The sequence below is a fragment of the Actinomycetospora sp. 2LY8.5 genome, assembly GCF_057180585.1.
On the sequence record NZ_JBXUHE010000035.1, the window covers coordinates 34,945 to 48,064 of the forward strand.

The window sequence follows — 13,120 nt, forward strand, 5'->3', positions numbered from 1 at the left end:
TCGATCACGTGTGATGTGGGCCGCGTGGCCACCACCACACCACCACCACGACCGCGCACGCATCGGGAGGCCGTCACCGTGTACGAGAAGAACGGTGAGAAGTACTTCATCGTCGATTCACACATGCACTACTGGGACGCGTCGCCGCAGAACTGGGTGCCGGGTGCCGAACAGTACGCCAAGGGCTGGATCGAGTGTTTCCACGCCTACCAATCGCTCGGCCCGGCCGAGACGCACCAGCCGATCGAGGAGTTCCAGAAGGTCTCCGAGGACCAGCTGATGCGCGAGGTCTTCGACGAGGGCCACGTCGACGTCGCCATCTTCCAGTCGACCTACCTGCGCGAGTGGTACAAGGACGGCTTCAACACCAGCGAGCGCAACGGCGAGCTCGCGAAGAAGCACCCCGAGAAGTTCCGCGTCAACACGCGTTTCGACCCGCGCGACGGCGACGCCGGGATGCGCGAGTTCGAGAAGAACGTCGAGACCTACCAGCCGCTCGGCGCGAAGCTCTACACCGCGGAATGGAACGGCGACTCGCGCGGCTACAAACTCTCCGACCCGGAATGCTACCGCTTCCTCGAGCGCGCCCAGGAACTGGGCATCAAGAACATCCACGTCCACAAGGGCCCGACGATCTGGCCGCTGGACAAGGACGCGTTCGACGTCTCCGACGTCGACCACGCGGCCACCGACTTCCAGGGCCTGAACTTCATCGTCGAGCACGTGGGCCTGCCGCGCATCGAGGACTTCTGCTTCATGGCGACGCAGGAGCCCAACGTGTACGCGGGCCTGTCGGTCGTGCTCGGTGGCCTCATGCACGCGCGGCCGCGCTTCTTCGCGAAGGTAATGGGCGAGCTGCTGTTCTGGGTCGGCGAGGACAAGATGACCTTCGGGTCGGACTACAACATCTGGGAACCGAAGTGGCAGGTCGAGGGCCTCGTCGACTGGACCTACCCGGACAGCGAGGAGTACGCGGACTACCCGGCCCTCGGCGTCGACGGCAAGAAGAAGATCCTCGGTCTGAACGCGGCCCGGCTCTACGACATCCCCGTGCCCGCCGAGGGCCGGCTGTCGTCGGACACCAGCGCCCCCGCCTCGCCCGATGACGCGGAGCTCGTCGACCGGGAGGTGGCCCAGGCATGACGGTGTCGACGGGTCCAGCACCGCTGCGCTCCGTGGGAGGGCCCTCCTCCGCCCGCGTGGCCGGCTCCGACCAGGCCGAAGCGTCGGCCGCCACGGGAACCACCGCGCGGGTGTGGGAGGCGCTGCGCACCGTGCGCGACCCCGAGCTGGACGCCGACGTGGTCTCCCTGGACTTCGTCGGCTCCTGCTCGGTGTCGGACGGGGTCGCGCACGTGTCGCTGCGCCTGCCCACCTACTTCTGCGCCCCGAACTTCGCGTTCCTCATGGTCGCCGACGCCCACGACGCGGTGTCGGCGGTGTCGGGGGTCGAGACCGCCGACGTGACGCTCGCCGACCACTTCGCCTCCGACGCCATCAACGCCGGCGTCGCGGCGCGGGCGGGCTTCGTGGGCTCGATGGCCGGGACCGAGGTCGGCGAGGCGGTCGCGGAGCTCGACGACCTGCGGCGCACGTTCACCGAGCGCGCGCTGATGGCCGGGACCGATCTCGTGGTGCGGCCCCTGATGCGCGCAGGGGCGACGCCGGAGCAGGTGGCGGCGATGACCCTCGCCGACGCCCCGGCCACCGACGATCTCCGGCGCCTGCGGGCCCGGCGCCGTGAGCTGGGTATCCCGGCGGGTGACGACGACCCGCTCGTCGTCGACCCCTCGGGCGTCACGGTCGGCGTCGACGCCCTGCCGCTGCACCTGCGCAAGGCGCGCTCGTACCAGGTCGGCGTCGACGCGAACACCAGCATCTGCCGCGGCCAGCTCGCGGCGCGCTACGGCGTCTGAGCCTCGCCGCGACCCGCCGGGCGCGCCCACCTCGCTCGGGGTGGGCGCGTCGGCGTGCCCCGGGGTTCGCAGCGAACGCGCTGTTCGCTGCTTCTATGCGCGTGAAGTCCCCGTTCGCGAGGGGATGGCGCCGGCGAGTGATGCCGAGGGTTGCAGCGAACGCGCTGTTCGCTGCTTCTATGCGTGCAAAGTCCCCATTCGCTTCCGGCGCGCGGGCGGCTGTCGGTCGCTCAGGGCGCGGGGACGACTCGTAGCTCCGGGCACGGACGAGACGCCGCGAGCCGGTAGGAGCCCCACAGCTCCTCGATCACCGCGGCCTTGTCCGTCTTCAGACGGCGTGGACGGGTGTGCGCGACGAGCACACCGAACGCCTGCATCCGCGCCCGACGGCGCAGGGTCTTGTCCCAGTCCTCGAGCAGGAAATGGTGCTTGAGCGAGTCGATCTCCCACGCCAGCCCGACATCGGGGAAGTAGGCGTCCGCCTGGGCGATGAAGGTCCCGGAGGGGTCGAACAGCTTCGGGTTCCACAGCACGGGCGGCAGGTCCGTCGCGCTGTGGAGATCGCGCGCCCAGCCCTCGGCGACCGACAGCACACCGTCGGCGAGCTCGCCGCGGAGCACCCGGCGCGGCAGCGCGGTCCCTCGTTGGGAGCCCGCGGCGAGCTCGGCAGCCAGGCGAGCCACGGTGGTCCGGCCCTTCTGGATCGCCTCGGTGAGTACACCACGCACGGCGTCGAGCTGGTCCTCGCGGCGGGCGGTGTCGATGACGGCGCGGTCGAGCGGGGCGAGCGCCAGCTCACCGCGGATCGCCGCCTGGGGCAGGCGCTCGGTTCGCTCGATCTCCACGAACGCCGACGAGGTGCGCTGCCTCGGCGCGTCGACCAGCACGAGGATGCGCCCGTTCGGCGACGGGTTCGTCAGTCCGTAGCGACGCAGTGCCTCGCCTCCGCTGATCACCGACGACGAGCCCGCGTACAGGAGAGCAGCCGCCGCTCGCTGGTCATCGGTCGGCTCGTCCCGACCTTCCTTCACGACGCCCCGGAGCACCCGTCGGGCGTGCCCGGCCTGGACCCGCCGGGCGATCGTCGACGACGGCATGCCGAGCGCCGTCAAGTCGGCGACCGCAGCGACGCCGAACAGGCCGACGGACGCCAGGGCGACGGGATCGAAGCGGGGGCGACGAGGCATGCCGCGAGCGTGGCTCCGACGCGCGGACCAGCGGTAACGATGCTCCGAAGGCCTGTGGACGCGAACGGGCGATGGGGACGGCGTGCGGCGCAGGCGCGCCGTCGGTCACCCTGACGCGAACGGGGACTTTGCGCGCATAGAAGCAGCGAACAGCGCGTTCGCTGCCAAACCGGCAGGTCCCGCCGACCCCGCACGTCGCGCGAACGGGGACTTTGCGCGCATAGAAGCAGCGAACAGCGCGTTCGCTGCCAAACCAGCGGGGCCCGTCAGCCCCAGACGTCCTGCGCCACGGAGACGACGAGGTCGAGCTTCGCGCGCTGCTGGTCGGCGGTGAGGTCGTTGCCCTCGACCGTCGAGGAGAACCCGCACTGCGGCGAGAGGCAGAGCTGTTCGAGCGGCACGTACTTCGTCGCCTCCTCGATCCGGCGTTTGAGGGTGTCCGGGTCCTCGAGCTCGCCGGTCTTGGTGGTCACGAGACCGAGCACGACCTGTTGATCGCCGCGGGGGACGTAGCGCAGCGGGGAGAAGTCGCCCGACCGCGCGTCGTCGTACTCGCAGAAGAAGCCGTCGATCTCGAGCCCGCCGAAGACGGCCTCGGCGACGTAGTCGTAGCCGCCCTCCGCCGCCCAGGAGGAGCGGTAGTTCCCGCGGCACATGTGCGTGGTGACCCGCAGGTCGGCGGGGCGGTCGCGGAGCACCTCGTTGATCGTGGCGACGTAGCGCTCGTGCATGTGGTCGGCGTCCTCGCCGCGCGCCGCCATCGACTCGCGCTGCGCCGGGTCGTTGAGGTAGGCGAGCGAGGTGTCGTCGAGCTGGAGGTACCGCACGCCCTGCTCGTAGAGCCGCGACACCTCCTCGCGGTAGGCGGCGGCGAGGTCCGCCCAGAACGCGTCCGGATCGGAGTACGGCGAGCCCTCGTGCACCGGGGCGCCGCCGAGCCGGTAGTGCAACATCGACGGCGAGGGGATCGTCAGCTTCGGGACGGCGGTCGTCACGGTCGACGCCAGCATCGAGAACGCGTCCCCGAAGATCGTCTGCGAGATCCCGATCCGCCGGTCGATCACCAGCGACATGGCGGCGAAGGTGAGGTCGCCCGACGCGTTGCGAAAGGCCACCTCCACCGACGAGTCCTTCGACGAGGCCACGCCGTCGAGCTGGTAGAGGAAGTCCATGTGCCAGGAGGTGCGGCGGAACTCACCGTCGGTGGCCGCCTGCAGGCCGGCGTCCTCCTGCAGGCGCACCGCGTCGCGGATCGCCTCGTCCTCGACCGTGCGCAGCTCGTCGGCACCGATGCGCCCCGCCGCGTGCTCGTCGCGGGCACGGCGAAGGGCGGACGGGCGCAGGAGACTCCCGACGTGGTCGGCGCGGAACGGGGCGCTGGTCCGGGCACTCATGCGCGGCAGGTTATCCGCGGCGCACGGCCCCCGGCCCGCCGTCGTCCCACCCAGTGGAAACGGGATCCTGCAGCGCCACGGACAGGCGGCGGGCGCCCTCGCGGACCGCGCGCTCGAGGCGGTCGCGGCGGTCGGCGATGCTGCCGGGCCCGCCGGCGGGGACGACCGGCACCGCCACCGCCACCGCCCCGACCAGCGTCGGCCCACACGATGACGGCACCCGCACCGGCGCCGCCATGCACGCCAGGCGCTCGCGGAACTCGCCGCGGTCGACGGCGAGGTCGCGACGGCGCACCGTGTCGAGCTCGCGCTCGAGCTCGTCGCGGTCGGTCATCGTGCGGTAGGCGTGCGCGGGCAGCCCGTCGCGGTCGAGGATCGCCCGCCGGGCCGGGCCCGCGGACTCGGCGAGCCAGAGCTTGCCGACCGCGGTCGCGTGCAGGGCACCGCGCCACGCCGAGATCACGGGCACCGGGTGCTGGGCGCAGTCGTCGTGGCCCACGACCACCACGTCGTCGTCGCGGAACGCCGCGTAGAGCGCGCCCGCGCCGGCGGTGCCGTGCACCTCACCGAGGATCCCGCCCAGCCCGCGCGGCACGGGAAGCTGCGCGACGAGGCGGTCGTGCAGCGCCGGGAGCTTGGGACCGAGACCGAAGCCCCGCGCGGCCTCCAGGCGCACCAGGTAGCCGTCGGAGACGAGGCTGTCGAGGAGGTGGTAGGTCGTCGAGAGGTTGTACTCGAGGCGCCGCGCGACGGCCTTCGCGCTGATCCCGTCGCCGGCATCGGCGACGACCTCCAGCACCTGCAGGGCGCGGTGCACCGAGGAGAGCGCGCTCACACGACCATCAGACCCGAGCGGCCCTCACCCCGCCAGCCGAGTGTCCTCCGACGCCTCGGTCAGCGCGGCGATCTCGTCGGGCGCGAGCGTCAGGTCCGCCATGGGCAGGATCGTCGCGAGCTGGTCGACGGTGCGGGCGGACGCGACCGGCGCCGTGACGGTCGGCTGCGCGGCGAGCCACGCGAGCGCGACGGCGGCCATCGGCACGTGGTGCGCGCCGGCCACCTCGGCGAGCACCTCCAGCACCCGCGTCCCCCGGTCGTCGAGGTACGTCACGGCTCCGCCGGCGCGGGCCGAGGCCATCGGGCCGCTCGTGTCCGGCGCCGGGTCGCCCGGGCGGTACTTGCCGGTGAGGAAGCCCTTGGCCAGCGCGAAGTACGGCATCACCCCGAGGTCGGCGTCCGCGGCGACGTCGGCCAGCTCGTCCTCGTAGACCGCGCGCTCCACGAGGTTGTAGTGCGGCTGCAGCGCGACCGGCCGAGCGAAACCGTGCTTGTCGGCGACGGTGAGCGCCGAGGTCAACCGCTCGGCCGAGAAGTTGGACAGCCCGACATAGCGGATCTTCCCGGCGCGCACGAGCTCGTCGAACGCCCCCAGTGCGTCCTCGAGCGGGGTGTCGGGGTCGTCGCGGTGGGCGTAGTAGACGTCGATGTGGTCGGTGCGCAGGCGGCGCAGCGAGTCGTCGCACGCGGCCCGGACGTTCTCCGGCGACAGACCGGGTCGCTCCGGCCACGACCCGACCTTGGTGGCGACGACGACGCGGTCCCGTGCCCCGCGCGCGGCCATCCAGTCGCCGAGGACGCGCTCGGAGTCGCCGCCGCTGTTGCCCTCCACCCGCCAGGTGTACGAGTCGGCGCTGTCCACGAAGTTCCCGCCGGCGTCCAGATAGGCGTCGAGGACCGCGGCCGACGCGGCGGCGTCGGCGGTCCACCCGAACACGTTGCCACCCAGGCAGAGCGGGTGGACCTCGAGCTCGGAGCGGGGGATGCGGACGAGATCGGCCATCCCTCCACCGTAGGCCCGGTCGCCGCGGCGCCCCCGGATACGCTCCGGCCCGCGTGAACAGTCTCGTGGACGAGGAGAACCCGTGATCAGCAACCCGTTCCGCGTCGACCCGTGGACGGTGCACGAGCCCCACGTCGACCTCGACGCGCTGCCGCAGACCGAGTCGCTGTTCGCGCTGGCCAACGGGCACGTCGGCATGCGCGGCAACCTCGACGAGGGGGAGCCGCACGCGATGCCGGGCACCTACCTCAACTCGTTCTACGAGTCGCGCCCGCTGCCGCACGCCGAGGGCGGGTTCGGCTACCCCGACGAGGGCCAGACGCTGGTCAACGTTCCCAACGGCAAGCTCATCCGGGTGCTCGTCGACGACGAGCCGCTCGACGTGCGCTACGGCCAGGTGCTCGCCCATCACCGGACGCTCGACATGCGCGCGGGCACGCTCACCCGCCACGTCGACTGGGTCTCGCCCAACGGCCAGCGGGTGACGGTGACCTCGGAGCGGCTCGTGTCGTTCTCCCAGCGCTCGGTCGCCGCGATCTCCTACGAGGTCGCCGTGCCCGAGGACGCCGGGTCCGAGGCGCTGCTCGTCGTCCAGTCCGAGCTCTTCGCCAACGAGCAGATGCCCGTCATCGAGGGCGACCCGCGCGTCGCGGCCGCCCTGCAGAACGTGCTCGTGCCCGAGCACCACTCCAACTCCACGCACGGCGCGCGCATGACCCACCAGACGCGGCGCTCCGAGCTGCGCGTCGGCGCGGCCATGGAGCACCAGGTCTTCGGACCCGACGACGCCCAGGTCACCAGCTCCTGCTCGAACAACGTCGGCCGGACGACGGTGATCACCCGGCTCAAGCCGGGGCAGAAGCTGCGCGTCGTCAAGTACATGGCCTACGGCTGGTCGAGCCAGCGCTCCCAGCCGGCCATCGTCGACCAGGTCGAGGCCGCGCTCGACGCCTCGGTCTACACCGGGTGGGACGGCCTGGTCGCTGCGCAGCGCGAGTACCTCGACGCGTTCTGGGCGAGGGCCGATCTGGAGATCGACGGCGACCCGCGGCTGCAGCAGGCGCTGCGCTTCTGCCTGTTCCAGGTGCTGCAGGCCGGCGCCCGCGCCGAGCACCGCGCGATCGGCGCCAAGGGCCTCACCGGCCAGGGCTACGACGGCCACAGCTTCTGGGACGGCGAGACGTTCGTGCTCCCGGTGTTCATGTACACCCAGCCGCGCGCGGCGGCCGACGCGCTGCGCTGGCGTCACAGCACGCTCGACATCGCCACCGCGCACGCCGCCAAGCTCGGTCTCGACGGCGCGGCCTTCGCCTGGCGGACGATCAACGGCGAGGAGTGTTCGGGCTACTGGCCCGCCGGCACCGCCGCGTTCCACGTCAACGCCGACATCGCCGACGCCGTGATGCGCTACGTCGCCGCCACCGACGACAAGGCGTTCGAGCGCGAGATCGGCGTCGACCTCCTCGTCGCCACCGCGCGGCTGTGGCGCTCGCTGGGCCACCACGACAGCGACAGCGCGTTCCGCATCGACGGCGTCACCGGACCCGACGAGTACTCCGCGGTCGCCGACAACAACGTCTACACCAACCTGATGGCGCAGAAGAACCTGCGTGGGGCCGCCGACGCCGCGGTCCGCTGGCCCCGCGAGGCCGAGCGGCTGCACGTCTCGCCGGAGGAGATCGCGAGCTGGCGGTCCGCCGCGAGCTCGATGGTCATCCCGTTCGACGAGGCTCTCGGCGTGCACCAGCAGAGCGAAGGCTTCACCCGGCACGCGGTGTGGGACTTCGAGAACACGCCCGAGGAGAACTACCCGCTGCTGCTCAACTACCCGTACTTCGACCTCTACCGCAAGCAGGTCGTCAAGCAGCCGGACCTCGTGCTGGCGATGGTGCAGTGCCCGGACGCGTTCACCGCGGAACAGAAGCACGACAACTTCGTCTACTACGAACGCGTGACCGTCCGGGACTCGTCCCTCTCGCCCGGCACGCTCGCGGTCATGGCCGCCGAGACCGGTCACATGGACCTCGCCTACGACTACCTGTGCGAGTCGGCGCAGATGGACCTCGCCGACCTGGAGCACAACGTCCGTGACGGTGTGCATCTCGCGGCCATGGGCAGCGCGTGGACCTCGATCGTCATGGGCCTGGGCGGCATGCGCACCCACGACGGCCGGCTGACGTTCGCGCCGCGCCTGCCCGAGGCGCTCTCGGGCGTGCGGTTCCGTATCCAGTGGCGGGGGCGCTCACTGCATGTCGCGGTCGAGAGCACGGAGGTCACCTACACGCTCGAGGAGGGCGACGACCTCGAGATCGGGCACCACGGCGAGTCCGTCACGCTGGCGAAGGGCGAGCCGGTCACGCACGACGTGCCGCCCCCACCGCCGGTCGGCGACGTCGAGCAGCCGCCCGGGCGGGCGCCGCTCTTCCGCCGCCACGACTACTAGACGCGGAAGGCCGGTCAACGCGACGAAGGAGCGCTGTCGGGCCTTCTCCTCGTCGCCGGGAGGATCTAGCGGCTGAGGCGCCTGACCGGGACGATCCGGTGCCGCCGGCGGGCGGCGCACACCCCGAGCGCGCGCCAGGGAACCGGCGGCGTCGGAGCCTGGTAACGCGTGCGGGCCGGGTGCCAGAGCCCGTCGGCGCCCCGGTCCCAGCGCGTGACGCCCGGGACCTGGCCGAGCACGGTGACCGTCACGAGGTCCGGCGGCTCGGTGTCGACGGACACGTCGTAGCCCTCGCCGCCGACCGGGAGCCCGCACCGGCAGTGCGTCAAGGTCGCGCGGTGGCCGGTCGCGGTGGTGGTCGTGGTCCCGCTGACCGGCTCGGCGGGGAGGATCCAGGTGGACTCGCCCGGTGTGTCCGGCACCGCCCGCACCCCCGTCCCGGTGGCCGGAGGGTCGACGGTGGGATCGGACACCGCGGCCTCCAGGTCACACCGGCAATTACATGTAGAGCCAAGAGTAGTTCACCGGTTCGTGTTGCGTCAGGTGGCTACCCTTCCGGACGACCGGCGCCGACCGGCGGCGCCGCTGGGGGCTGTAGGAGGGACGCGGGGCGTGGATCGCACCGCCGAGGTGGGGGACAGGGAGCGACGCGAGCGCAGCGGACCGGACCGGTCCGACCCCAGCGCGCTGCGCTGGCTCATCGGCCACGAGCTGCGATCGGCACGGGAGGGCGCGGGTCATACCCAGACCGCCGCGGCCCGGGTGCTCGGCTGCACGCACGCGAAGATCAATTATCTGGAACAGGGCAAGAACCAGCAACGGCCGGACGAGGTCGCGCGGCTCCTGCGCTCCTACGGGGCGGACGTCGCCGACGTCGACCGGCTCGCCTCCCTGGCCTCCGCCGCCGACCGCGGCACCTGGTGGGCGCCGTTCGCCGACGTCGTGCCGGACTGGCTGCGCACCTTCGTCGGGCTCGAGGGCCTGGCGACCGCCGCGTTCGCCTACGAGCCGTTGCTCCTGCACGGCCTGCTGCAGACGCGCGCCTACGCCACGGCGCTGCTCGCCGACGCGCTGCGCGTGCCCGTCGTCGACGTCGACCGCGTCGTGGCGTTGCGCCTCGCGCGCCAGCAACGCCTGCACGACGCGGCGCGGCCGCTCCGCTACGAAGCGGTGATCGAGGAGACGATTCTCGACCGTCTCGTGGGCGGACCCACCGTGATGGCCGAACAGCTCGACCATCTGCTGACACTCTCGGCGCAGGAGAACGTGAGCATCCGGGTGATGCCCCTGGCAGTCGCCGTACACGACGGGCTCGACGGCGAGTTCACGCTGCTCGATTTCGACGCTGCGCGATCGATTGGTTACGTGGAGTTTCAGGACGGGGCGGTCTACGTCCAGGATCCTGACCGGATTGGCGGATACCGCACAGCCGCTGCGAGACTCCACGCCGCAGCGCTGCCGCAGGACGCCTCCCTCGAGGTGATCCGCGACCGACGCGCGGCGCTGCGTACCTGAGCCGTGAGCCCGGTGCCGCGGCCGCATCGCTCCCCACGGTGCAAGGAGACGAGTCCATGACCCACATCAGATGGCGGACCTCCAGCTTCAGCTCCAACGGCGCGAGCTGCGTCGAGGTCCTCGAGGCCGACGGCGCGACCTATCTGCGCGACACCAAGGAGCACGGCGAGGGCGCGGTGCTGCACCTCGACGGGCCGTCCTGGACGGCGTTCCTCGATGAGGTCGCCCGCGACGCCCCGTCGGCCAACGGCGCGGTCGACGTGACCACGGGCGCCGACGGTGCCGGCGGGGGCCGCTTCGTGCGCGAGCACTCCTCGGGCGCGACGCTGCACTTCCGCGACGACGAGTGGGTGGCGTTCCGGCGCGGGGTGCTCGCGGGCGAGTTCGGCGGACCGACCCGCTGACGCGGGGCGCTCACGATCCCCTTCCGGCGAAGGGGTGCCCCTCGCCGATCCATCCGACCCGAGGTGCCCTCCGGTCGGAGCTCGGCTCAGGGGGCCGGCGCCGGGACGACGGCACCGTCGTCGGGCGTTCCGTCGTCGGTGTCCCCGTCGCCGGCGCCGCCACCACCGCCACCGCCGCCACCGCCGCCGCCACCACCGCCGCCGCCCTGCGGCTGGGTGGTCGTGGTCGTGGTCCGGGTCGTCGGGACGACCGGCGGCGGGGCGACGGTCGTCGTGGTCGGTGCCTCGGTGGTGGTCCGGACCCGCGAGCGGGTGGTCGTCTCCTGCTCGGTGGTGGTCGTCGTGCTCGACGAGAACACGGGCGGGGCGGGCGGCAGCGCGGGTGGCGCGGCCTCCTCCTGGTTCGAGAGCAGGAGGTACCCGCCGACACCGCCGGCGAGCAGCAGCGCCAGCAGCGCGACGATCGCCGCGCGCCGGCCGCGCCGGGGCCGCGCCTGCTCCGCCGACCGCGGGTCGTCGGGCCCGACGAGCGCGGTCGGGTCGGCCGCGCCGTACCCCGCCGCGCCGTACCCCGCCGCGCCGTACCCCGCCGGGGCGTAGCCACCGGGGGGCGTCCCCATGTGGCGGGTCGGTCCGCTGGTGGGCGCGCCGCCCATCGGGGCGTACGCGGTGGCGCCGGTGCCCGGGCCCATCGCGGTCGTCCGCATCGCGCCGCTGCCGGTGACGGGCGCCGGGGCGAGCACGGTCTGGGCGTCCATGCCCGCCTCGCGGGCCATCATCCGCAGCTCGCCGACCACCTGCTCGGTGGTGGGGCGCTCCGTCGGCTCGTCACCGGTCATCGCCGCGAGCAGGTTGCCCAGCGGTGGCGGCAGGTCCGGCGGGATCTCCGGGGCACGGTGCAGGCGGGCGACCGCCGCCTCGAGGGCGTTGCCCGGGTACTCCCGGCGGGCGGTGATGCACTCGAGCAGCACCAGGCCCAGCGCGTAGACGTCGGAGGCCGGCCCCACCTGCTGGCCGCGCACCTGCTCCGGCGACAGGTACGACGCCGTGCCGATGACCATGCCCGTGGCGGTGATGTTCGTGGCGTCGGCGAGCACGGCGATGCCGAAGTCCGACAGGTGCGGGCGCCCTTCGGTGTCGAGCAGCACGTTGCCGGGCTTGATGTCGCGGTGCACGACGCCGTGGCGATGCACGTAGGTCAGCGCGTCGCCGAGGGCCGAACCGAGGGCGACGACGTCGCCGAGCGCGAGCGGACCGCTGCGGATGCGGTCGGCGAGGGACTCGCCCTCGATGAGCTGCATGACGAAGTAGGCGCGGTCGCGCTCCTGGCCGACGTCGTAGATCGTCACCAGGCCGGGGTGGTTCATCCCGGCGAGCGTCTGGACCTCGCGCTGGCGCCGGGACTCGTCGGCCTCGCCGACACCGGCCGGGAACAGTTTGACGGCGACGTCGCGACCGAGCAGCTCGTCGCGTGCCCGGAACACCTCGGCGGCGCCGCCACGGCCGATGAGGTCACCGAGGGTGTATCGCCCTCCACCCACCGTGGGCGGCGGGCCCGCCTCCGTCGAACTCACGCCCGCGCGCCTCCTCGTTCCGGGTGCTCCGGCGGGTGCCGGCTCCGTCGCGTCCGTAACCCGTCCGAACGGCCCCGGGGTGTCCCGGGGCGCCTGCCCATCGTGCCTGGCCCGCTCGGCGCGTCCGACGGCCACCCTGCCGCACGCGCCTCCTCGGGCGATACCAGCGCACCCGCCGGGGTGTCCCCGCGAGGGTGTGGGGTGGCCCGCCCCGCGGGTACGGTCGGAACTCGAACCCCCGGTCACCCCACCGGTCACCACGGAGGACCCCATGAGCCGCGACGACTACGTGCAGCAGGGCAAGCAGTTCGCCAACGACCTGCGCGACACGGCCAGCAAGAAGGTCGCCGACAACGAGCAGAGCATCCTCGGCGCCATCGGGAAGGCGGCGCGCTGGGTCGACTCGAAGACCGGCGGGAAGTACTCGGAGCAGATCGGCAAGGCCGAGGCGAAGGCCGGCGAGGGCGTCGGCTGGGCCGCCAAGCAGGGCACCGGCAACCCGCAGGCGCCCGGCGCCGCGGCGGGTGACGGCACGCCGGACACCGGCCCGACCACCGGCCCGACCACCGCCACCCCGCCCTCGAGCACCCCGCCCTCGAGCACCCCGCCCTCGAGCACCCCGCCCTCGAGCACCCCGCCCTCGAGCACCCCGCCCTCGAGCACCCCGCCCTCGTCCGGCGCCCCCACCGCACCCGGCGCGTCCGCCGCCCCGGAGTCGCCGACCGGCCCCGTCGGCCCGGCCCCGGGAGCCCCGTCCGACGCGCCCACCGACCCGGGCCGTGCCACCCACCCGCCGCGCGACGACTCCGGCGACTCGGCCGACTGGCCGCGCCCGCCGCAGTCGTGA

General features: G+C 72.9%; 12 protein-coding genes. 6 read left to right on the top strand and 6 right to left on the bottom strand.

All coding sequences use genetic code 11. From position 1 onward, the window contains the following. The first annotated feature begins 78 nt into the window (after positions 1-78). Together AC2A1K_RS27630 and AC2A1K_RS27635 are read left to right on the top strand one after the other, a co-directional pair. Positions 79-1,143 carry an amidohydrolase family protein gene (locus tag AC2A1K_RS27630; RefSeq protein WP_483899584.1) on the top strand — a complete coding sequence of 355 codons (1,065 nt, stop codon included), beginning with the start codon at positions 79-81 and terminating at the stop codon, positions 1,141-1,143. Further along, complete coding sequence (locus tag AC2A1K_RS27635) at positions 1,140-1,916, top strand: metal-sulfur cluster assembly factor (RefSeq protein ID WP_483899555.1); 777 nt, start codon at positions 1,140-1,142, stop codon at positions 1,914-1,916. The genes AC2A1K_RS27630 and AC2A1K_RS27635 overlap by 4 nt, the downstream gene beginning before the upstream one ends. Positions 1,917-2,146: 230 nt before the next feature. On the opposite strand, the gene AC2A1K_RS27640 is transcribed toward AC2A1K_RS27635, so the two are convergent. The 4 genes from AC2A1K_RS27640 to AC2A1K_RS27655 form a co-directional block, all read right to left on the bottom strand. Continuing rightward, positions 2,147-3,103 carry a hypothetical protein gene (locus tag AC2A1K_RS27640; protein WP_483899556.1) on the bottom strand — a complete coding sequence of 319 codons (957 nt, stop codon included), beginning with the start codon at positions 3,101-3,103 and terminating at the stop codon, positions 2,147-2,149. 266 nt (positions 3,104-3,369) lie between these two features. Then, positions 3,370-4,497 carry a 5-methyltetrahydropteroyltriglutamate--homocysteine S-methyltransferase gene (locus tag AC2A1K_RS27645; protein WP_483899557.1) on the bottom strand — a complete coding sequence of 376 codons (1,128 nt, stop codon included), beginning with the start codon at positions 4,495-4,497 and terminating at the stop codon, positions 3,370-3,372. 10 nt (positions 4,498-4,507) lie between these two features. Then, positions 4,508-5,332, bottom strand: a complete 825-nt coding sequence (locus tag AC2A1K_RS27650) for an IclR family transcriptional regulator (RefSeq protein ID WP_483899558.1) — start codon at positions 5,330-5,332, stop codon at positions 4,508-4,510. A 24-nt stretch (positions 5,333-5,356) separates the two neighbouring features. After that, on the bottom strand, positions 5,357-6,337 hold the full coding sequence (locus tag AC2A1K_RS27655; protein WP_483899559.1) for an aldo/keto reductase: 981 nt from the start codon (positions 6,335-6,337) through the stop codon (positions 5,357-5,359). Between the two features lie 82 nt (positions 6,338-6,419). Between AC2A1K_RS27655 and AC2A1K_RS27660 the strand changes: the two genes are divergently transcribed. Continuing rightward, positions 6,420-8,780, top strand: coding sequence for a glycoside hydrolase family 65 protein (locus AC2A1K_RS27660; RefSeq protein ID WP_483899560.1), 2,361 nt, complete (start codon positions 6,420-6,422; stop codon positions 8,778-8,780). 65 nt (positions 8,781-8,845) lie between these two features. Here the strand turns inward: AC2A1K_RS27660 and AC2A1K_RS27665 are convergent, their stop codons facing one another. Beyond that, complete coding sequence (locus AC2A1K_RS27665) at positions 8,846-9,253, bottom strand: hypothetical protein (protein ID WP_483899561.1); 408 nt, start codon at positions 9,251-9,253, stop codon at positions 8,846-8,848. Positions 9,254-9,410: 157 nt separating this feature from the next. Between AC2A1K_RS27665 and AC2A1K_RS27670 the strand changes: the two genes are divergently transcribed. Continuing rightward, a complete protein-coding gene (locus AC2A1K_RS27670) occupies positions 9,411-10,295 on the top strand; it encodes a helix-turn-helix domain-containing protein (protein ID WP_483899585.1) in 885 nt (294 codons plus the stop codon). Positions 10,296-10,351: 56 nt separating this feature from the next. Beyond that, the gene (locus AC2A1K_RS27675) at positions 10,352-10,699 is read left to right on the top strand and encodes a DUF397 domain-containing protein (protein WP_483899562.1); all 348 of its coding nucleotides are present in this window, start codon (positions 10,352-10,354) and stop codon (positions 10,697-10,699) included. 86 nt (positions 10,700-10,785) lie between these two features. On the opposite strand, the gene AC2A1K_RS27680 is transcribed toward AC2A1K_RS27675, so the two are convergent. Beyond that, on the bottom strand, positions 10,786-12,273 hold the full coding sequence (locus tag AC2A1K_RS27680; RefSeq protein ID WP_483899563.1) for a serine/threonine-protein kinase: 1,488 nt from the start codon (positions 12,271-12,273) through the stop codon (positions 10,786-10,788). A gap of 271 nt (positions 12,274-12,544) precedes the next feature. Here AC2A1K_RS27680 and AC2A1K_RS27685 point away from each other — a divergent pair, with 271 nt between their 5' ends. After that, positions 12,545-13,120: an antitoxin gene (locus AC2A1K_RS27685; protein ID WP_483899564.1), complete on the top strand. Its 576-nt coding sequence runs from the start codon at positions 12,545-12,547 to the stop codon at positions 13,118-13,120.